This window comes from Pantoea sp. PNA 14-12, assembly GCF_004364735.1.
Lineage (GTDB): Bacteria > Pseudomonadota > Gammaproteobacteria > Enterobacterales > Enterobacteriaceae > Pantoea > Pantoea stewartii.
Map to the genome: position 1 here is coordinate 91,375 of NZ_SOAJ01000005.1, position 19,267 is coordinate 110,641.

Sequence of the window (19,267 nt, forward strand, 5' to 3'; positions counted from 1 at the left end):
CGGGCGGTTAGTCAGATGACTTCCACCAGTTGGAAGGTTTCAAAGATCAGCTCCATTTCGGGACTGAATCCGCCGTTGCGCTGGAAGAAGCGTTGATGTTCACGCTGCCAGTACTCAAGACTCAGGTCGCCTTCTCCTTCCATCATGGCCATTTCCGGCGTGACGCGATCAAAGCGCGTCAGAAAAAGCCCGGTCGTTCTGACGACGCACAGCGGTTTTTTCTCGCCATCTAAAATAATGTTGTAACCGCCAGGCAGCGGCCTGACGTCGTCATCGTACCAGCCCTGCAGTGAGCTGCAGGTGGCAATTTTCTTCCCGGTCAGGACCAGGGTCGCCAGTTCATTCGCCAGCTCAGGTGAATCGCCAAATGACCACGACAGTGCGCCAGGATATTTAGCCTTTATTTGTTCCACATTCATTGTCATGGGAATATTACGTCCGTTTATGGGTTATCCACTCAGTTTGTGTGCATCGCAGGGGAATATCAGGCCAGAAGGCGTTCTGCCCACTGTTCAACCGAATCGCCGCTGCCGATATCGGGCTGGACCAGACCATTAATCATGAAGGTTGGCGAGACATGAATCCCGTTCTGACGGGCATACTTACAGTGCCATTTCACCAGATTTTGTAAGTCAGGGCGATCGAAAGCCGCATAAGCATCAATGCCGCTGTAATCCCTGAGCCGTGCCAGGAGTTGGTTAGGCGTGGTGTCCATGTTAGGACCACGGCAGTGGTCAGTGAACTCAAACGCTTCGCGGTGATCGGCCACCGCCTGGAGGACGGCTTTAGCCGCCGCTTTACCTTGTACTGAGGCGGCAAGAATATAGCGCACAATAACCCCGGAATACATATGCCAGGGCTGGGACTGAAGATGGACTTTAAGCGTCATCTTATCTTCTCCGACCAGGCTCAGGAGCGCATCCAGCTTATTGAAAGCCCGAACGGAGAAAGGGCAGGTGGGCTCGATAAAAACTTCAAAAAGATGAGGCCCATGACCCCAGGTCAGTGGTTCTGCCCGTAGTGTTTCAGTGTTCATAGCGGCTCCTGTTGTAAAGCATGAAAGTTGGCTTCAATGACTGTGACAAACTTAGCCAGGTTCTGCCAGTGCAGACCTTATTTTAAACTGATAAGGATTAATCTCATTTCTCCCACATCAAACCAAACCAAACTAGAATTAGCTATCCGGCGGTTTCGCTTTAAAGGCCAGCACTATCAGATTTCATCAATGTTAAATCATGATATTAAACATTATTTTTAACGTTAAGGCACAAAGCGGCAAACTGAAGCGAAATAAAAGCCGCTAAGGTAACGCGCTTTATTCCCTGATATTGGGGTTCAGTCGCGTCATTTATGCCTGGTTCAGGTCTGAGGAACACTGCATGTCGCATTTTCGTCCGGTAGCGCTGGAACACGCAAGCCGTCTGCTTAATCACGGTCCCACGGTGTTAATTACCAGTCGCGACAGTCAGTCAAAGCGCCGCAACATCATGGCCGCAGCCTGGTCGGTACCCGTTGAGTTCACACCAGCAAGAATGGCTATCGTTGTGGATAAATCCACATTGTCACGTGAGATCATTGAAGCCAGTGGGGCATTTGGCATTTGTGTACCGGCGGCGGGTTTTGTGGATATGGCTTATGCGGTGGGCAGCACGTCCGGGCGCGATCAGGACAAGTTTGCCGACTTCGCTATTCAGGCACACGAAAGTCCGCACTATGGCGTGCCGTTGCTGGAAGAGAGCTGTGTCGCGTGGATGGAGTGCCGTCTGCTGCCTGAAACGGAAGCGCAACAGGCCTATGACACGCTGTTTGGTGAGGTGATCACTGCGGCGGCTGACAGCCGGGTATTTTATGACGGCCGCTGGCATTTCGAGGCCGTGGATCCCGCGCTCCATACATTACATCATCTTGGCGGTGGTCAGTTCGTGACCGTTGCGAATACGCTGACTGCCAAATCAACGCGTTAAAAGAGGTACAGAATGACAATTAAGAGTTACGCAGCCATGCAGGCGGGACAAGCGCTGGAGCGTTACGACTATGATCCCGGCCCGTTGGACGCTGAAGATGTTGAAGTCGAGGTTGAGTATTGTGGTGTCTGTCACTCCGACCTGTCGATGATCGATAACGAGTGGGGAATTTCGGCTTATCCCGTGGTTGCTGGTCATGAGGTCATCGGACGCGTAGCCGCACTGGGCGACAGTGCAAAAAATAAAGGGCTGAAAGTTGGTCAGCGCGTGGGCATTGGCTGGACGGCCAAGAGCTGCCAGCACTGCGATCCCTGCATCAGTGGCGATCACGTTAACTGTGCACAGGGTACGACGACGACCATCGGCAACCACGGCGGTTTCGCTGAGAAGCTGCGTGCTAACTGGCAATGGGTCATTCCGCTGCCGGAAAAACTGGATCCTGCCACGGCAGGCCCACTGCTCTGCGGCGGTATCACGGTATTTAAGCCTCTGCTGATGCACAACATCACGGCGATGAGCCGGGTTGGTGTGATCGGGATTGGTGGACTGGGTCATATCGCCATTAAAATCCTGCATGCCATGGGGGCGGAAGTAACGGCGTTCAGTTCATCTGAAAGCAAAAAGCAGGCTATCCTCGACATGGGGGCAGACCATGTGGTGAACAGTCGCGATCCCGAGGCGCTGAAAGCGCTGGCCGGTCAGTTCGATCTGATTATCAGCACTGTCGCGGTCGATCTTGACTGGCAGCCGTACTTTGCGGCACTGGCTCCTCGCGGCAAGTTCCATACAGTCGGCGCGGTGCTGAAACCTTTCGATGTCCCGGCTTTTAGTCTGATTCTGGGCGACCGTGCCGTTACTGGCTCGTCAACAGGCTCTCCGGCTCAGTTACGTTCACTGCTGAAGCTGGCTGGTCGTGCAGATATCGCCCCGACGGTAGAGTACTTCCCAATGTCCAAAATTAACGATGCGCTGGCGCACGTACGCGCGGGTAAAGCCAATTACCGCGTGGTTCTGAAGGCGGATTTCTGATGCCAGGCGCGCCTTTCTGGCGCGCCTTTTCTCTTTCCCGTAAGTAGACGGGCTAATCTCTGTTAAAATTAACTCCTCACGCTTGATGCCGGACGTCTGTACTGGAGAGATTATGTTGTGGATTTGGAATGCCCTGATCGTGTTTATCACCGTGGTCGGCATGGAAGTGGTTGCTGCACTGGCACATAAATACATCATGCACGGCTGGGGTTGGGGCTGGCATCTTTCACATCATGAACCGCGTAAAGGCGCATTTGAAGTTAACGATCTCTATGCCGTGGTATTCGCCATTGTGTCGATTGCCCTGATTTACTTCGGCAGTACAGGAATCTGGCCGCTCCAGTGGATTGGTGCAGGCATGACCGCTTATGGTTTACTGTATTTTATGGTCCACGACGGACTGGTACACCAGCGCTGGCCGTTCCGCTACATACCGCGCAAAGGCTACCTGAAACGGTTATACATGGCCCACCGTATGCATCATGCTGTAAGGGGAAAAGAGGGCTGCGTGTCCTTTGGTTTTCTGTACGCGCCACCGTTATCTAAACTTCAGGCGACGCTGAGAGAAAGGCATGCGGCTAGATCGGGCGCTGCCAGAGATGAGCAGGACGGGGTGGATACGTCTTCATCCGGGAAGTAACTGCCTGACCGGATGCCGTCAGCAAAAGCGTTAATTTTTCGGCGGTGGACGTGGACTGGCGATGATCCCAGGCCTGCTTACCGGCCTGTTCAACTTTCACGCCAATTTTACGGTACACCTGCTTCGCTGTCGCGATGGCCCAGGCCGAGCGTAAGGGTAATTGTGCCAGACCGGCCATTGATGATACGTAATAGGGTTCCGCTTCCCGTACCAGTCGCCCGGCGATACGGCTTAAGGCCTGCCGGTTTTCTGGCGCAGCATAATTCGCTTTCGTCAGTCCTTCCTCTTCCAGCCAGCTTTCAGGCAGATAACAGCGGCCCACCTGAGCATCGTCGACAATATCACGCGCAATGTTGGTCAGCTGGAAAGCCAGCCCGAGATCGCAGGCGCGATCGAGCGTGGCGTTATCGCGAACGCCCATAATTTGCGCCATCATCAGGCCCACAACACCGGCGACGTGATAGCAATAACGCAGCGTATCATCTAGTGTCAGGTAGCGCGTTTCGCGCACATCCATGGCAAAACCTTCCAGATGGTCGAACGCGTAGGCGGGAGCGATATCATGCGCCATCGCGACTTCCTGAAACGCGGCAAAAGCGGGCTCGTGCATTTGCGAACCGGCGTAGGCCTGACGCGTTTTCATTTCAAGCTGCTGCAGGCGCTGCTCAGGCATCTGCGAAGAGGGCTGGTCGGCATGAAAGCCCAGTGTTTGATCGTCAATGACGTCGTCGCAGTGGCGGCACCATGCGTAAAGCATCAGCACGCTGCGACGGGTTTTGGCGTCGAAAAGCGTCGATGCAGTCGCAAAGCTTTTCGAGCCAACCGCCATGGTTTCGACGGCATGATTCAGTAATGACGTATTCGTCAAATCAGGTCCTCCAGCATTAAGCCTGCCGTCGCCTTCGCCGAGCCGATTACGCCGGGAATGCCCGCGCCAGGATGGGTGCCTGCGCCAACCAGATAAAGATTATCAATGTGCTTATCGCGGTTATGTGGTCGGAACCAGGCGCTCTGGGTCAGAATAGGTTCAACCGAGAAGGCCGAACCTTGCCAGGCATTGAGCTCGTCGCGGAAATCGAACGGCGTAAACATACGGTGCGTCACCAACTGGCTTCGCAAGCCAGGCATGTAATGTTGCTCAAGGTAGTCAAAAATACGATCGCGCAGTCGGGGTCCTTCTACCGCCCAGTCGAGGTTCGCCGTGCCTAAGTGTGGAACAGGCGCCAGCACATAATAGCTGCCGCAACCTTCCGGTGCCAGTGACGGATCCGTGACACAAGGTGCGTGTAAATAAAGCGAAAAATCCTCAGCCAGACCATCATGGTTAAAAATTTCGTGAATCAGTTCACGGTAGCGTGGCCCAAAACAGACGGTATGATGGGCGAGTTGATCGTGATGATGGTTGAGACCAAAATAGAGTACAAACAGTGAGTTACTCATACGCTTGGATTGCAGTTTTTTCGCCTGCTTAGCGGCAGCGGGATGCTGAGACAGCAGATCGCGATAGGTATGTACAACATCAGCGTTCGACGCCACCGCGCAGGTTTCAAACCGTCTGCCGTCTTCCAACTGCACGGCCTGAATCTTGTCCCCAACGGTTTCCATATGACTGACCCGGGCGTTAAGCACGACTTCGCCGCCCAGATCCTGAAACAGCTTGATCATGCCATTGACCAGCGCACCGGTGCCACCGCGTGGAAACCAGACGCCCCATTCCCGTTCTAACGCGTGAATCAGCGTATAAATGGACGAGGTTGCAAACGGATTCCCCCCCACTAAGAGCGAGTGAAAAGAAAACGCCTGCCGAAGATGCTCATCCTCAATGTAGCCGGCAACTTTACTGTAAACGCTGCGCCAGGCCTGCAGCTTTGCCAGCTGGGGTGCGGCCCGAAGCATGTCTTTGAACGATAAAAAAGGCACAGTGCCGAGCTTCAGATAGCCCTCATTGAATACGGCACGCGAATAGTCAAGGAATGCTCGATAACCCGCAACATCGCGCGGATTAAACTGCTGTATCTGCGCTTCTAACTGGGCCTGGTCGTTATCGTAATTGAAGACCTTGCCGGACTCCCAGCACAGGCGATAAAACGGCGTGACCGGCAACAGCTCGACGTAATCCTTAAGCTGTTTACCGGCCAGAGCAAACAGTTCTTCAATCGCGCTGGGATCGGTGATAACGGTAGGGCCTGCATCAAAAGTAAAGCCCTGCTCCTGATAAACATAAGCCCGGCCACCCGGCTTGTCGCGCTGCTCAAGCAGCAAAACAGGAATACCTGCGGCCTGTAAACGAATTGCCAGTGCCAGGCCACCAAAGCCCGCACCAATTACCGTAGTTGGTTTCATGTAGTCGCTCTTCAACGATGAGTCGTCATAATTGCCTGCAATGCCGCGAAAACGGGAACGGGCGGCTTGCCGCTCAGAATGCGTAGCCGATCGGTCACGGTGAGTTTTCCCGCATAAAAGCGGGCAATCAAATCCTCGGGTAAGCCATAGAAACGCTGCATCACACGCCAGCGTGACTCGGCCGGTCCGGCTAAAAACAACATGCGATTCAGCATGCGGAAAAACCCCTGTTGCTGCCAACGTTGCTGGGCGAAGTGAGCAATCGTCTGGTGAACAGAGGAAGAGGTAAACACATCCAGCGCGCTGAGACGATCGGCGAGTGCCACCGCGAGCGGTAGGGAGTAGCCGGTTGTCGGATGAAACAGCCCGGCGCGTAATCCGCTACAGGCTTGTGGTTGCTGTTGCCAAAACTGACGATTATCGCCCGTTAACGTAATGGGCAATGCACCCTGTTCTTCCCGCAGCAACGTCTGTAACGGCCAACCCTGTCGCGCAGCATAATCGCGAATGTTCTGACGCGCCCGTTCGGCCTGAAGATTAGCCTTGTCAATGTAGTGTGTGTCTTCGATCAGCAGTGCGGTTGCGGAAAGCGGCAGGGTATAAACAAAGCGGTAGCCATTTTGCTGATCGACCGTCGCATCCATGATAATCGGTGACGATAAACCATGCGGCGCGCTCAGTTGCCACTCCTGACCGATAAATGCCTGGAATCCTACGCGTAGTGCAGAATCAGGCGTGTAACCCCGTCCGTCGATCACTGTACTGGCATGAATAATCCGGCCATCCGCTAACTGGACCGATTCAGCATGAACGGCTGAAACCGCGGTATGCAGCCATAAATGTTGTCCAAACTGTTGCCGGAGTATCCCGGCGAAATGCCGGGAGGTCACGCAGTAGTAGCCACTGTTCACATGGCGACGGCGTTGGGGGAAACGAACCTGGTAGTCGGGCCAGTGATGGACCACAAGCGGCGCTATCCAGCGATGCTGGTTCAGCGTTAAATCCTCTTCGTGAAAGGACCAGGTATGGTTCCCTCCCGCCTCAGGACCCGCCTCAATAAGCAAGATCCGCATATCCGGATGCTGTTGCTGAAGCCGGAGCGCGATAAGGCCGTTAGCCAGACCGGCACCGACCAGAATGAGATCATAGTGCGGTTGCATAATCCTGCCCACTGAGTACTGGCTGACAGGTCCGCATCGCCTGTTCAACAATATCGGCGGCGGCTGGTGTGCCGCCTGCCAGACGCAATGCGGCCTGAATTTTTGTCATACGCTGCGGGTAATCGGTGTTAGTCAGCAGCGATCGAATCTGCCGCGCCAGCGCATGGCTGGTGGTAAACCGAGACGCACGCTTGCCGATGCCATGATAAACAATTCGTGATGCCACGCCAGGTTGATCAAATGCCAGCGGCAGCGCCAGTAGCGGTGTGCGGGAAGCAATAGCATCCAGTACCGTATTCATCCCACCATGTGTGATTGCCAACTGTGCCTGTGAAAGTGCTGCGGATTGATCGGCAAAATCCACAACCTGAATGTCCCCGCCCCGGGCCAGTTCACCTGCCTGCGTGGCTGAGAGGCCGCCACAGTGTGCCAACAGTAACTGCGCATCCACTTCTTCGCAGGCTTTGGCGATGGTCCTGAACAGGCCATAACGATGCCCCTGCAGGGTGCCCAGCGAGGCAAAAATACGGGGTTTGTCCGGGGACGGAAAATAAGAAGTTGATGACCCCGGCCTCCCCTGAGGTTGCCGTAACGGTCCAACCGCATGAAAGCAGTCGGGCAGCGCTTTGCGGGGAAAATCCAGTTCGGGGATCAACTGGCTGATTTGTGCCAGTGGAGAAAAGCAGTGATGCAGTTTTTCACGCGGGGCTAAACCCATTCTGCAGGCATGATGCGCGATCACACGATCGTGACGTCGCATCAGCCAGTCATAAATTTTTTCGCTGGTGGTATAGCGTTCCCGAGCCGCATCGCTGGTGCCGTATTCGAAAGGCATCACCGCCAGAGGCAAACCCGGTTCGCGGTTGAGCGGCAGCGCGCAGGCCACCGAAACAAACGGCAGGCCTGACGCTTCTGCGATTACTGCACCTGCCGGTTCCATTTGATCAACGATCACGCCCTCTATCTGCAACGCATGAAAAGCGGCGGGCAGTTCCCGGCAAAGCATATCGCTGGTACGTGCCATTTCATTGATCAGTCGTAACATCGAGGGTCCGAGCGGGTGCGCGGCCAGGTGCAGCAGGTGCGATAAGGAACCGGGAGGATGCGTTTGCAGTCCGACGGTCTGGAATCCGATATCGCTGCCCGTTACCAGCGCTTTGCAGTCATGTTGCTGAAAAAACGTAACACGATGACCGCGGGCCACTAATTCCTGAGCAAGGTTTTGCAGAGCGCGAACATGGCTGAAAAAGGGCGGTGCGATCACCGCAAAATGGCTCATGCAGCATCCTTAACTGACGGCAGCGAGTTTTTTGTCAAACCAGGCCTGAATAAAAAGTTGGGTGGTGGAATGGCCGTTTTGGCATGCCGCGGAAAGGTGTTCACTGGCCAGGCGCAAATGCTGTCGCAGGCGTTCTTCGACCGCGCCTGAGCCTAATAAATTGACCAGCGTTGATTTACCTGCATCCTGATTGATGTCTTTGCCGGTATCGGTCATGCCATCGGTAAGATCGTCAAGCAACTGAAAGGCCTGGCCGAGATCGAGCGAGAAACGATGCAGGTTCTCACGCGCTTCGCAGGACGCGTTGGCCGCAATGGACGCCATTTGCGTTGAAGCGCAAAACAGCGTGCTGGTTTTAAACTGATTGGTTAGCAGTATGGCATCGGCGCTGCGGGGTTTATCGCCTTCCGAGAGGTCCTTAAACTGGCCCTGAACCAGACCCTGCATGCCAATCGCAGTGGACAGCTCCGACACCGCGCGAGTTTTGGCTATCGGCGTCAGACCTTCAGCCTCGGCAATCACCCCAAACGCTTTGCTGAGTAAAGCGACCGCCGCCAGAATCGCCACATGTTCACCGTACTGCGTGTGAATGGTGGGACGCCCCCGACGCATCTGCGCATCGTCCATGCAGGGCATATCATCCAGAATCAGCGAGGCAGCATGCACCATTTCAACCGCGCAGGCTAAATCCAGTAATCCCCCGTGACTGATCGCACAGCCAAGATCGCGCGCTGTTAATAACAGCAGCATCGGACGAATACGTTTGCCCGGTGCCAGCGTGCCTTCACGCATCGCGGCACCCACACAATCCCGCTCACCCTGAACCGGCAGTAACTGATCAAGGCGGCTATCAATATCAGCCAGCAACTGCTCAGCCGAAATGCCAGTAAGGTGAACGTGTTTTTTTGCGCAGACCGTCATTCGGGCTGTCCTTATTAACGGATACATTTACGACAACGCTAAAACGTGCGATGCCATTTTAAAAGACACTTTAACTGCCAGAGCATCGTTGGCAGGGCTACCCGTTTTTTTACCGTTCGGGTTTTCAGTTTTTATTGGGCTAAACCCATATAATTAATACTAGTTGAGCTTTAAGAAAAGAGGGGAAATTCATCAACCTCCGTCACTGCCCTCTGCCGGACTGGCCTTAATCACCTGGATCGTTCTTCAGCGCGTCAGCACCCGTAATAGCGAAATAATCTGCGAAATGTCATCCGCGCTCAGGGGAGTGTCTTTGGCAAATTGCACATTGCCTTGTGCGTCAAGAACAATTGCCGCCGCCCCGCCCGGTTTAAGCTGCCAGCGATGGCGGGCAAGGCCACTGCTGTCAATGATGAACTGCTGCCACGGCGACGCTTTTTTACTGGCGCGAATGCTGTTAACCACAAAAATACTGCTGCCCGGCAGCGCATCGTCGGTATTAACGATGGTGGTTGTCTGAAAGGTCTTTTCCGGCAGACTGGCCTGCTGAATGGCGCTGATGAGGCCTGCGGACTGCTCTTTAGCCGATAACCGGCCAGCCACATGAATAAGTAAACGGGCTTTTCCTATAAGTGACTGACTGTTCCAGGTTTGGTAGTGAATTTGACCGTTGCGTAACTGCATTTCACCTTTATCTGCGACAGAAACGGCCGGAACAGGTTTGCCCATCGTAAATGTGTGAGCATCAGACCAACAGGAAACAAGAAAAAGCACCATCAATCCATAACGTTGCACGTGGTCTTCTCATGTTGTATTCAGGAGAACTTCCAGCTTAGCAACTTTCTCCCTCTTTCGTCTGTTTAATGCGTGTATATGACGCAGATCAATAAGAACTGCCCTGAATTGAACAAAAATGCAGCATTAACGACAGGTTGGGAGGTGAACATGCATGCAGAGTTTATGACATTACCCGAAATGGCGACCTATCTGGGTATTTCGCAAACAAGCCTGGTCAGAGCGCTTTGCAATCGTGGGGCGTTATATGGGGTACCATTGCCTGAGGGGCTGGAGCATCTGCCTTTGACGCAGCGTCACTGGTTACGCGAGGATGTGCGGCAGTTTAAACATGCGCTACAACGTGCCCATGTTATCCATCATCACTGAACGGACAAAACGTTATTATGCCTGACAGCACTGTCGCCCGCTTTTAGCGGGCGACATTGTTTATTTACCTTGCTCGTCGCTTTCACCCAGGAAGAAGTACCAGAGCGGAATGGACATTAAGCCTGTAAACACTGTTGTATAAAGCAAAATCATCAAGGCCTGCGTGATATACATCATCGCGGTCCAGTCGCTGAACGGAATATTGTATTGCTCAATTACACCACTCACCATGGCGCGAGCCATCACCGTTCCGACAATAATGGCGAGAATGGCGACACTGCGCAGGAAATAGCGCATCTCTTTACGCTTTACTGCAAAACGGGACTGCACAATCGCCAGCGGCGATTGTTGATCTTCCGGCGTAGCGACCACCTGGCGTACCGCACGCTGCGCTTTACGCCAGCGTTGCAGATCCAGCAGCACAAAGACCACTAAACTGACGCCCATCAGCGGCAACGCATAACCCAGAGCCAGGGCGAGAATCAGGCTTGAGCCCTGAAGATAGCGGGGTAACGCCAGCCAGGCCGCGAGCAGCGTTTGCACTGGATTGGCCTGCGGCAGTGCCGGGCGTCGAATCCACCACATGCGGTAGCCGAGCACGATCATGGCGCACAAACCAAAACCAAAGAACGCGAGAAGCAACTGATTGGGTAAGCCAAACAGCACGCCCATATGCGCATCCACGCCCCAGCGCGTAAGTTTTGCGACCAGCGGGAAACGGGCAAACTCAACGTGATCAACAATGCTGAAGTCATGCGGATTTACGGATACCGAGTCGACCTGCGTCGGCCAGCGACGATCTATCTCACTGACCGTCCAGGCCTGGTCAGGGTTTTTGGGCTGGCGCAGCTCAATTTTGGCAGCGTGTAAACCGGCCAGGCGCGCGGCGTGTTCAACGCTGTCCCAGTCCGCGTCCGGCTGATTGAATACGGCGGGCATACTGGCATGATGACCCGGCATTGAAGTCTCCATCACCATGCCGTCCATGTCGGGATGATGATCGGCGTGGGGATCGGCAGGCGCAGAGGGTGCAGCCCCGTTTAACGCCGTTCTGACCTGCGGTGTCAGCCAGCCAAGATCGCTACGCATTTTATCAATATTGCTCCCGGCCCACTGCGACCAGGTCAATCCCGTAACGGAGAAAAAGATCAACCCCAGAGATAACACCAGGCCCAGCGTAATATGCCAGTATCGTGTCAGTGCAAAACCCGTCTTGCGCGTTTTTACCTGACGCCGGGGCCGGGTACCAGACCACAACACGATCCCGCCCAGCGCCGCTACCCACAACCACGACGCCGCGAGTTCACTGTAGTTGCGGCCAACATCCCCCAGCAGCAGTCCACGATGCATCTGGTCAAGCCACATCCGCAGAGGTAACACGCCGCTGGTGCCGTATACGGTCATATCACCTTTGACGCGAAGCGTATAAGGATCGATGAAAACAGAGCGTGACTCTGAGGGGCCTGACTGTGCATCCGTAAATTGCACGCGAGTGGTGTCATGAGCGCCGGGCGCAGGCCGTACCGCATAAATCCGCGCATCACCAACATATCGCCGCGCCGCAGCAATCTGAGCGGACAGCGGCTGAGCGGCACCCACAGGTTCCGCGGTTAACGCATCTTTATAAATTACGTTTTCTATCTGTGGCGTCAGGACATAAAGCGTGCCGGTTAATGCCGCAATAAAAATAAACGGCGCAATAAACAGGCCAATGTAAAAATGCAAACGGCGCAAAACATTCAGTACCGTGCCGCGCGGCGCCGATGTTATTTCTTGTGAAACACTCATAGCGATTCCATATTTCGAGAATACCGGGCTTTTCTTCTTCGTGGATGACGAAGAAGAAAAGATCACATTAAGCTGAGGCGCGCATTTGCAATGGTGGGGCGCGCTGCCGGTAAACCCGCTTGTGGCGCGGTAACAGAGGGCAAAACGTATCGGGAGTCGGTGGGGCCCGGCTAATTAAACACATTAACCAGATGAACGGAATAAACACCCACAGCATAAAGGGGATATGGACCAGCAGATCGCAATAACCACAGGCACTCATCATCATGCTGTGATCGCCCATGGCCATATCGCTATGGTGATCCCCCATCGGCATGTCGGCCATGATCATATCGTTATGCTGATCCAGCATCGTCATGTCGGACATCGCCATCGCGTCACGATTTTCAGCCAGATTTTTGGATACCATCGGTGCAATGAACAACAGCAGCACCGCCAGTATCGCAAGACAGGCGGTAAAACGTTGTCGATTATAATGGGTGGCGTTAATCATCTGAACGGCGGTAGTCGGGTACACGATAGAGGCGGCAGTGTAACGCGTCAGAGAGTTTAGGGTTAAAAGAAATGCCTTTTTGCCCCAAAAAATTAGCACCTTTTGAACACCTTCACTTAATTAGATATTAAGAATAACTTATCTGTTACTGCTGCCATACATTTGAGCAACATTATTCATCCGCAAAACGTGATAAAGGATACGTCATGAAAATCGTAACGCTTGATGGCGGCACGCTGCCCGTCCCTCCTTCTCAACCTGACTGGTGCAGCGACTGGTGTTTTCGTGAAGAAACGCACGACAATGAGATTATTGAGGCGTTAAAGGGCGCAACGATTGCCATCACCAATAAAGTCCCGCTGCGTGCGGCGACGCTGGCGCAGCTTCCTGACCTGCGCTACATCTGCGTCACCGCCACGGGCTTTGATTGCATTGATATTCCGGCGTGTCGGGAACGTGGAATCGTCGTGAGTAATATCCCCGGCTATTCAACGCAAAGCGTTTCAGAATGCGTGATCGCCTTTATTTTTGCGTTGCGTCGCCAGATAGTGGAATACGCGACGTTCACGCGTGAAGTATGGCCTGCCTCTTCTCATTTTTGTTTTCACCGTTCACCGATTCAGGATATTGCGGGGGCAACATTAGGCATTGTGGGAAAAGGAGACATTGGTATCGCCGTGGGCAGGCTGGCACAGGCGCTCGGCATGAAGGTGTGCTTTGCCGAACGCAGGGACAGCACCAGGGTGCGTGAGGGCTATGTAAGTTTTGACGAGATGCTGGCCGCAAGCGATGTGATTTCGCTGCATTGTCCCCTGAGCGAACAAACCCGGCATCTGATTAACAGTGAAACCCTGAATAAGATGCAACCCCATGCGCTGTTGATCAACACAGCGCGTGGCGGTCTGATTCATGAAGCTGATTTGGCGGAGGCATTGCAACAGGGCACGATAGCCGGAGCGGCACTGGATGTGCTGAGCAGTGAGCCGCCGCCAGCCGATCATCCTCTGCTTCAGGCCGATGTGCCGAATCTGCTTGTCACGCCGCATATTGCCTGGGCAAGCAAAAGTGGTATGCACAATTTGTTGCAAGGCATCATGGTCAATCTGGCTGGCTTTGAGCAAAACCGGCCTGTAAATGTTGTCAGCTGAGTCAGAATATTGAGCGGCCCAGCCTGTCAGTCAGGCACTCCAGCGCGGCAGTGCCTGCCAGCGAGTTGCCTGCACTGTCCAGCCCGGGTGACCATACCGCTATACTCATTTCGCCCGGGACCACGGCAATAATACCGCCACCTACGCCCGATTTTGCGGGCATGCCGACACGCCAGGCAAATTCACCCGCCCCATCGTACATGCCACTGGTGATCATCAAGGCATTGATTTGCCGGGCCTGACGGGAGGTGATGAGCGCCGAGCCGTCAAGCGTTTTTCCCTGGTTTGCCAGGTAAATAAAACTGCGGGCCAGTTCAATACAGTTCATGGACAATGAGCAGTAGTGAAAGTAGGTCTGCATCACGTTGGTCACGTCATTGTCAAAATTGCCAAATGACTTCATTAACCAGGCGATAGCCGCGTTGCGGGCTGAGTGTTCAAACTCTGAACGCGCGACATGACGATCGTACTGAATATCAGGTTGCTGGCTCAGTTGACGGATAATCTCAAGCATACGCTGGCGCGGTGCTGTAAGACGCGTTTCAAGCAAATCACAGATCACCAGCGCGCCGGCGTTAATAAAAGGATTACGCGGTTTTCCCTGCTCAAGTTCAAGCTGAACCAGTGAATTGAACGGCTGACCTGAGGGCTCTTTACCCACGCGTTGCCAGATCTCCGCATCCTCATAGCGCGTCAGTGCAACAGTTAAGGAGAGGACTTTAGAAATCGACTGGATGGAAAAGCGCGTTTCAGCATCACCCGCCTGAAAGACTGTGCCGTCACGCAGACAGACGGCAATACCTAAATGATCGGCAGCGACGTCGGCCAGTGCCGGAATATAATCGGCTACCTTACCGCGATGAATTAAGGGACGAACCTGTTCAAGAACCTCTTCCAGCAAGGCATTACTCAGCGTGGTCACACGTTTCACTCCAGAATAAGCGATGATGGCGCAGGATGATGAGCGCCCTTCAGGCGCAAATCAATGGTTTATGGATAAAATTGCCGTGCACATCCTGAAATCATGTTCTTCGCGGGTGGCGAGTGGCAGAACAGCAGGCGTTGCTGGCGTAGTAAAATCCAGAGATAAATAAAAGCGAGGAATAATGCTGCAAATACGCTAACCTCTCGATTTAATTTGGGTCGTCAGTTTTCAGCAGGATATTTGAGGTCAGGCATGCGCGCTTCTGTTTCAAACCGACACGGGATTTTTCGGCCTCGTCGGCTCCGTCTGTTGCAATATATTATACGTCGAGACAAAACACCGGCCGCGTTGCTGCTGATGGCCGCGCTGGTGGGTGTGCTGACTGGCCTGACCGCGGTGGCGTTTGATAAAGCCGTTGGCTGGGTGATTCATTCGCGGGTCAACTGGCTGAGCCAGCATGAAAATAATGTCTTTCTTCTTGGCTGCTACGCTTTTATTTTTTCCGCCGTGCTGGCCGCGACAGGCTATTTTCTTGTCAGGCGCTTTGCGCCGGAAGCAGGCGGTTCGGGCATTCCTGAAATCGAAGGTGCGCTGGAAGAACTGAGGCCGGTGCGCTGGTGGCGCGTGTTGCCGGTTAAATTCTTTGGCGGACTTGGCGCAATTGGTTCTGGCATGGTGCTGGGTCGTGAAGGCCCGACGGTTCAGATTGGTGGTAACATCGGGCGTATGTGCCTCGATATCTTTCGCATGCGCTCCTCTGAATCCCGCCACACTATTTTGGCTACCGGGGCCGCATCAGGTCTGGCCGCAGCCTTTAATGCACCGCTGGCGGGCATTCTGTTTATCATTGAAGAAATGCGTCTGCAGTTCCGCTTTAGCCTTATCTCCATTAAAGCGGTGTTTGTGGGCGTCAGTACGTCAAGCATCGTTTTTCTTGCGCTGAACGGTAATCAGCCCATTATCAATATTGGTCAGTTAAAAGACGCTCCGATCCAGACGCTCTGGTTATATTTACTGCTGGGGATTTTATTTGGCGGTTGTGGCGTCGCTTTTAATCGCCTGATATTTACCCTTCAGGATCTGTTTCAAAGGCTGCATCAGGGACGGACATCACGCTGGGTCCTGGGTGGGGCGTTATTGGGCGGCTTATGTGGCTTACTGGGGCTGATATTGCCCCAGGGCGTAACCGGCGGGATTACGCTCATCCCCGACTTTACCGCAGGAAACTATACGTCGATTGCCTTACTGTCCTTATTTTTATTGCGGGCGGTCGTCACGCTACTGTGTTTTGCCTCTGGCGCCCCAGGGGGCATTTTCGCCCCCATGCTGACGCTGGGCACCTTACTGGGTACCTGCGTGGGGCAACTGTGCGTTAACCTGTTCCCAGCCTATCATCTTGAAGCCGCGACGTTTGCCGTAGCAGGCATGGGCGCCTTGTTTGCCGCTTCTGTTCGGGCACCGCTCACCGGAATTATTCTGGTACTGGAGATGACCAACAATTATCAGTTGATCCTGCCGATGATTATTACCTGTCTCGGTGCGACACTCTCTGCACAGTATTTCGGCGGTACACCGCTGTATTCAACGATACTGGCACGTACGCTGGCAAAACAACAACCTCAGGAGGAGGGGGCAACGGCGCGGTAAAAGCATCCCGATTACGGCAGGCAGGGCGCGCGCCATCTGTAAAAGGATGGCGTCCGTATGTAAAGCAGACTGCGCGGAACAGGTGCGATATCACGCAGGCTTGTGCAGGGAAAGGTCTGGCAGAGAGAAAAGCGATCAGGAAAAGCCAGCCGGCACGGGCAGGAGAAAGGCCTTAAAACAACGCGAACATAAGGGCGACGGGGAAACTCATCGGCCAGGTTGCACCCACCAGAAAGGCACTCAGTAATTTAATGCTGAGTTTGTCGCGGGCGATAAAAAACGTAATGAGCGCGGCAACAAAAGCAACCACGCCGTAGAAAACCAACATGTGTTGATAAAGTGTCATTTGAGCCCTTATCCCTGATTCATGATTTGTTACGATCATGCGGTTTTTTGTGACTTAGATCAAGTATCAGACCTTTTGTGTAAATAAAAAAACAATGCCTCTCTAAGAAGGTAAACCGTAGAGCAGCCAAGGTGAGCTGGCGATTTCATGCTGAAATCGTCGAAAGTTCAGGCGATTATGTAACAGCATGCTCGCGCTTACCGTAAGCCTTCAGGCTAATGACAGCCCTCGCTTTCATAGCGTCTCATGCTTCTGCACAGCCAGGCTTTGCGACATATACTGTTTACGGCAACGTGCCTCACGCTTACCTCCTCTCAATACGGTTTCGCACAGGAGTACCCGGTGAATAAACTAATTTCTCTGCTATTAATTTGTTTGAGTCCTGCGGCATTGGCTTTGACGCTGCAGTCAAAAGATTTTAGTGATAATGGCGTGCTGGATAAGAAGTTCGCGGGCGCAGATAAAAGTAAACCAGCCTGTACCGGGCAGAATGTTTCTCCTGAACTCAACTGGTCCGAAACACCGGCGGGCACAAAAAGCTTTGCCTTGCTGATGACCGATCCTGTTGGCGCAAAAGGGCTCGGGGTTACGCATATGGTGGCGTACAACATTGCCGCTGAACGCAGCGCATTTGCTCAGGGCGAACTGACGCAGGGGAAAGGCTATACCGGCGGTAAAAATTCACCGGGTACGGCGCACTATTATGGTCCTTGTCCCCCTGTGGGATCTGGGCTTCATCACTACAACTTTGTGCTTATTGCCACAGACCTGCCGCCGTCTGCGCTTGAAGCCGGTTTAACGCATGATCAACTGCTGAGTAAACTTAAAGGGCATGCGCTGGCTGCTGCAAGCACCGTCGCCCGTTTCGGCAATGACTAACGTGCTATGCGATCAAAAAAACACCCTGCATGTGCAGGGTGTTTTTCGTGAGTTTGCTTTATTTCGCGTCGGCTGGTGAGGGTGGCACTGGTTCTGCGCTTTTATCCAGTTTTCTAATCAGGCTATGCGCTTCAGCTTCGGTTGCCACAGCGGGGGATGAACCGCTTAACGGCTTACGGGCGGTTTCCCTGACCGTCAGAATCGTCAGTAATCCAATCACACCCGCCACCATCATATAGTACGCTGGCATCATGGTATTCTGCGTGGTATCGACCAGCCATGCTGTCAGTAACGGGGTTGTCCCGCCAAACAACGATACAGACAGATTAAAGCCGATGGCGAGCGCACTGTAACGAATATCCGTGGTAAACAGTGCCGGTAATGTCGAGGGCATTGTGCCGCTGAAGCAGGTATGGAGCACGCCCAGAATCAACAGTCCCGCAAAGACGGCCCACATATTATGTGTCCCGATCAACATAAAGCAGGGGATTGAGAGCAAAATCAGCCCTACCGCACCGAAACCAATCACCGGGCGGCGCCCAATGCGATCGGTCCAGCGGCCCCACATCAGCGTGAGCGGCATCATCACAAACATGACAACCATGACCAGTAACAGACCGCTCAGTTCAGGTAAACCCAGCACGCCGGTCAGATAGCTGGGCATATACGACGTCAGCATATAGTTCGACACGTTAAATAACAGGACCAGGCCGATACATTTCATCATCGGGACACGATGCTTACTTAGCATCTTAAACAGGCTCAGGCGCGGTTTGCTTTGCTCCAGTTCCTCCTGCTTTTGCATATGCTGTTTGAAGGCCGGCGTTTCTTCCAGTTTCAGACGCACATACAGGCCGAACAAGCCCAACGGTGCGGCGATAAAAAAGGGCACGCGCCAGCCCCACGACATCATCGCCTCGGACGAGATTACCGAAGTCATGACCGTCACCAGACACGCGCCCAGCAGGTAACCGCCAAGCGTTCCAAACTCCAGGAAGCTGCCCATGAAACCGCGACGTTTGTCTGTTGAATATTCTGCGATGAAGGTGGCTGCACCGCCATATTCACCGCCCGTTGAGAACCCCTGCACCAGGCGGGCGACCAACAAGAGAATGGGGGCCATTATCCCGATAGAGGCATAAGAAGGGATAATGCCGATACAAAACGTGCCAATCGACATCATGATCATCGTTATCGCCAACACCTTCTGGCGTCCAATCCGATCGCCAAGTGGACCAAAGACCATCCCACCCAGTGGACGCACTAAAAAGGCGGCCGCAAAAGTACCAAAGGTGGCGATAAGCTGAATCGCGTTATTGGCATCGGGAAAGAAAACCTTACCGATGATCACCGCCAGATAGCTGTAAACCCCGAAGTCGAACCACTCCATGGCATTGCCTAATGCCGCGGCCCCTACTGCCCGCTTCAGCATGTCATTATCAATAACGGTAATATCATCAACAGTGAGTTTTTTTGGCCTTTTATTCCAGAAATGCTTTTTTGGCCTGGTTGACGATGAATGGTTAGTATCCATATTTTCC

At 53.6% G+C, this 19,267-nt stretch carries 21 protein-coding genes; 8 read left to right on the top strand and 13 right to left on the bottom strand.

Annotated features, from left to right (window positions below):
• Nucleotides 1-11: 11 nt before the first annotated feature.
• Complete coding sequence (locus tag C7434_RS17145; protein ID WP_006122042.1) at nt 12-425, bottom strand: ASCH domain-containing protein; 414 nt, start codon at nt 423-425, stop codon at nt 12-14.
• 59 nt (nt 426-484) lie between these two features.
• The gene (locus tag C7434_RS17150; RefSeq protein WP_033742311.1) at nt 485-1,036 is read right to left on the bottom strand and encodes a thioredoxin domain-containing protein; all 552 of its coding nucleotides are present in this window, start codon (nt 1,034-1,036) and stop codon (nt 485-487) included.
• Nucleotides 1,037-1,379: 343 nt separating this feature from the next.
• Here C7434_RS17150 and C7434_RS17155 point away from each other — a divergent pair, with 343 nt between their 5' ends.
• The 3 genes from C7434_RS17155 (at nt 1,380) to C7434_RS17165 (ending at nt 3,633) form a co-directional block, all read left to right on the top strand.
• Entirely contained in the window at nt 1,380-1,964 is a 585-nt protein-coding gene (locus C7434_RS17155; RefSeq protein ID WP_058702484.1) for a flavin reductase family protein, read from the top strand.
• A gap of 12 nt (nt 1,965-1,976) precedes the next feature.
• Nucleotides 1,977-2,993 carry an NAD(P)-dependent alcohol dehydrogenase gene (locus tag C7434_RS17160; protein WP_006122045.1) on the top strand — a complete coding sequence of 339 codons (1,017 nt, stop codon included), beginning with the start codon at nt 1,977-1,979 and terminating at the stop codon, nt 2,991-2,993.
• Between the two features lie 112 nt (nt 2,994-3,105).
• Nucleotides 3,106-3,633 carry a sterol desaturase family protein gene (locus tag C7434_RS17165; protein ID WP_033742309.1) on the top strand — a complete coding sequence of 176 codons (528 nt, stop codon included), beginning with the start codon at nt 3,106-3,108 and terminating at the stop codon, nt 3,631-3,633.
• Here C7434_RS17165 and crtB read toward each other — a convergent pair.
• The 6 genes from crtB to C7434_RS17195 all read right to left on the bottom strand — a co-directional run bounded on the left by crtB (nt 3,572) and on the right by C7434_RS17195 (nt 10,131).
• A complete protein-coding gene (gene crtB / locus C7434_RS17170) occupies nt 3,572-4,501 on the bottom strand; it encodes a 15-cis-phytoene synthase CrtB (RefSeq protein ID WP_006122047.1) in 930 nt (309 codons plus the stop codon). The genes C7434_RS17165 and crtB overlap by 62 nt on opposite strands.
• Nucleotides 4,498-5,976: a phytoene desaturase gene (locus C7434_RS17175; protein ID WP_006122048.1), complete on the bottom strand. Its 1,479-nt coding sequence runs from the start codon at nt 5,974-5,976 to the stop codon at nt 4,498-4,500. The genes crtB and C7434_RS17175 overlap by 4 nt, the downstream gene beginning before the upstream one ends.
• An 11-nt stretch (nt 5,977-5,987) precedes the next feature.
• A complete protein-coding gene (crtY, locus tag C7434_RS17180) occupies nt 5,988-7,136 on the bottom strand; it encodes a lycopene beta-cyclase CrtY (RefSeq protein WP_006122049.1) in 1,149 nt (382 codons plus the stop codon).
• Nucleotides 7,120-8,415 carry a glycosyltransferase gene (locus tag C7434_RS17185; RefSeq protein WP_033742308.1) on the bottom strand — a complete coding sequence of 432 codons (1,296 nt, stop codon included), beginning with the start codon at nt 8,413-8,415 and terminating at the stop codon, nt 7,120-7,122. Before C7434_RS17185 ends, crtY begins: the two co-directional genes overlap by 17 nt.
• Nucleotides 8,416-8,424: 9 nt before the next feature.
• Nucleotides 8,425-9,336: a polyprenyl synthetase family protein gene (locus C7434_RS17190; RefSeq protein ID WP_033742307.1), complete on the bottom strand. Its 912-nt coding sequence runs from the start codon at nt 9,334-9,336 to the stop codon at nt 8,425-8,427.
• Between the two features lie 246 nt (nt 9,337-9,582).
• Nucleotides 9,583-10,131: a YtfJ family protein gene (locus C7434_RS17195; protein WP_243835880.1), complete on the bottom strand. Its 549-nt coding sequence runs from the start codon at nt 10,129-10,131 to the stop codon at nt 9,583-9,585.
• Nucleotides 10,132-10,281: 150 nt separating this feature from the next.
• Between C7434_RS17195 and C7434_RS17200 the strand changes: the two genes are divergently transcribed.
• Complete coding sequence (locus tag C7434_RS17200) at nt 10,282-10,500, top strand: hypothetical protein (protein WP_033742609.1); 219 nt, start codon at nt 10,282-10,284, stop codon at nt 10,498-10,500.
• Between the two features lie 60 nt (nt 10,501-10,560).
• Here the strand turns inward: C7434_RS17200 and C7434_RS17205 are convergent, their stop codons facing one another.
• A complete protein-coding gene (locus C7434_RS17205; protein ID WP_133745719.1) occupies nt 10,561-12,288 on the bottom strand; it encodes a DUF2534 family protein in 1,728 nt (575 codons plus the stop codon).
• Nucleotides 12,289-12,355: 67 nt separating this feature from the next.
• Nucleotides 12,356-12,781 (bottom strand): DUF2946 domain-containing protein, encoded by a 426-nt coding sequence (locus tag C7434_RS17210; RefSeq protein ID WP_133745802.1) that lies wholly within the window; start codon nt 12,779-12,781, stop codon nt 12,356-12,358.
• 206 nt (nt 12,782-12,987) lie between these two features.
• On the opposite strand from C7434_RS17210, the gene C7434_RS17215 reads away from it, so the two are divergent.
• Complete coding sequence (locus C7434_RS17215; protein ID WP_033742301.1) at nt 12,988-13,929, top strand: D-2-hydroxyacid dehydrogenase; 942 nt, start codon at nt 12,988-12,990, stop codon at nt 13,927-13,929.
• A 1-nt stretch (nt 13,930) separates the two neighbouring features.
• Here the strand turns inward: C7434_RS17215 and glsB are convergent, their stop codons facing one another.
• Nucleotides 13,931-14,851 carry a glutaminase B gene (glsB, locus tag C7434_RS17220; RefSeq protein WP_006122057.1) on the bottom strand — a complete coding sequence of 307 codons (921 nt, stop codon included), beginning with the start codon at nt 14,849-14,851 and terminating at the stop codon, nt 13,931-13,933.
• A 22-nt stretch (nt 14,852-14,873) separates the two neighbouring features.
• Here glsB and C7434_RS21995 point away from each other — a divergent pair, with 22 nt between their 5' ends.
• Both C7434_RS21995 and clcA read left to right on the top strand, forming a co-directional pair.
• Nucleotides 14,874-15,023 carry a hypothetical protein gene (locus C7434_RS21995; protein ID WP_155489655.1) on the top strand — a complete coding sequence of 50 codons (150 nt, stop codon included), beginning with the start codon at nt 14,874-14,876 and terminating at the stop codon, nt 15,021-15,023.
• A gap of 83 nt (nt 15,024-15,106) precedes the next feature.
• Entirely contained in the window at nt 15,107-16,501 is a 1,395-nt protein-coding gene (gene clcA / locus C7434_RS17225) for a H(+)/Cl(-) exchange transporter ClcA (RefSeq protein ID WP_033742298.1), read from the top strand.
• A gap of 172 nt (nt 16,502-16,673) precedes the next feature.
• Here clcA and C7434_RS17230 read toward each other — a convergent pair whose 3' ends face one another.
• Nucleotides 16,674-16,847 carry a GhoT/OrtT family toxin gene (locus tag C7434_RS17230; protein WP_006122059.1) on the bottom strand — a complete coding sequence of 58 codons (174 nt, stop codon included), beginning with the start codon at nt 16,845-16,847 and terminating at the stop codon, nt 16,674-16,676.
• 342 nt (nt 16,848-17,189) lie between these two features.
• Between C7434_RS17230 and C7434_RS17235 the strand changes: the two genes are divergently transcribed.
• Entirely contained in the window at nt 17,190-17,726 is a 537-nt protein-coding gene (locus C7434_RS17235; protein ID WP_006122060.1) for a YbhB/YbcL family Raf kinase inhibitor-like protein, read from the top strand.
• A 58-nt stretch (nt 17,727-17,784) separates the two neighbouring features.
• Here C7434_RS17235 and proP read toward each other — a convergent pair whose 3' ends face one another.
• On the bottom strand, nt 17,785-19,260 hold the full coding sequence (gene proP / locus C7434_RS17240; protein ID WP_054687877.1) for a glycine betaine/L-proline transporter ProP: 1,476 nt from the start codon (nt 19,258-19,260) through the stop codon (nt 17,785-17,787).
• Nucleotides 19,261-19,267 lie beyond the last annotated feature (7 nt).

Excerpts from the sequence above, each read along its gene's own strand:
- crtY (WP_006122049.1), bottom strand. The coding sequence starts at position 7,136 with ATGCAACCGCACTATGATCTCATTCTGGTCGGTGCCGGTCTGGCTAAC.
- C7434_RS17190 (WP_033742307.1), bottom strand. The coding sequence starts at position 9,336 with ATGACGGTCTGCGCAAAAAAACACGTTCACCTTACTGGCATTTCGGCT.
- C7434_RS17175 (WP_006122048.1), bottom strand. The coding sequence starts at position 5,976 with ATGAAACCAACTACGGTAATTGGTGCGGGCTTTGGTGGCCTGGCACTG.
- C7434_RS17185 (WP_033742308.1), bottom strand. The coding sequence starts at position 8,415 with ATGAGCCATTTTGCGGTGATCGCACCGCCCTTTTTCAGCCATGTTCGC.
- proP (WP_054687877.1), bottom strand. The coding sequence starts at position 19,260 with ATGGATACTAACCATTCATCGTCAACCAGGCCAAAAAAGCATTTCTGG.
- C7434_RS17200 (WP_033742609.1), top strand. The coding sequence starts at position 10,282 with ATGCATGCAGAGTTTATGACATTACCCGAAATGGCGACCTATCTGGGT.
- clcA (WP_033742298.1), top strand. The coding sequence starts at position 15,107 with ATGCGCGCTTCTGTTTCAAACCGACACGGGATTTTTCGGCCTCGTCGG.
- C7434_RS21995 (WP_155489655.1), top strand. The coding sequence starts at position 14,874 with ATGATGGCGCAGGATGATGAGCGCCCTTCAGGCGCAAATCAATGGTTT.
- C7434_RS17210 (WP_133745802.1), bottom strand. The coding sequence starts at position 12,781 with ATGATTAACGCCACCCATTATAATCGACAACGTTTTACCGCCTGTCTT.
- C7434_RS17215 (WP_033742301.1), top strand. The coding sequence starts at position 12,988 with ATGAAAATCGTAACGCTTGATGGCGGCACGCTGCCCGTCCCTCCTTCT.
- C7434_RS17145 (WP_006122042.1), bottom strand. The coding sequence starts at position 425 with ATGACAATGAATGTGGAACAAATAAAGGCTAAATATCCTGGCGCACTG.
- C7434_RS17150 (WP_033742311.1), bottom strand. The coding sequence starts at position 1,036 with ATGAACACTGAAACACTACGGGCAGAACCACTGACCTGGGGTCATGGG.
- C7434_RS17160 (WP_006122045.1), top strand. The coding sequence starts at position 1,977 with ATGACAATTAAGAGTTACGCAGCCATGCAGGCGGGACAAGCGCTGGAG.
- C7434_RS17165 (WP_033742309.1), top strand. The coding sequence starts at position 3,106 with ATGTTGTGGATTTGGAATGCCCTGATCGTGTTTATCACCGTGGTCGGC.
- C7434_RS17155 (WP_058702484.1), top strand. The coding sequence starts at position 1,380 with ATGTCGCATTTTCGTCCGGTAGCGCTGGAACACGCAAGCCGTCTGCTT.
- C7434_RS17205 (WP_133745719.1), bottom strand. The coding sequence starts at position 12,288 with ATGAGTGTTTCACAAGAAATAACATCGGCGCCGCGCGGCACGGTACTG.
- C7434_RS17230 (WP_006122059.1), bottom strand. The coding sequence starts at position 16,847 with ATGACACTTTATCAACACATGTTGGTTTTCTACGGCGTGGTTGCTTTT.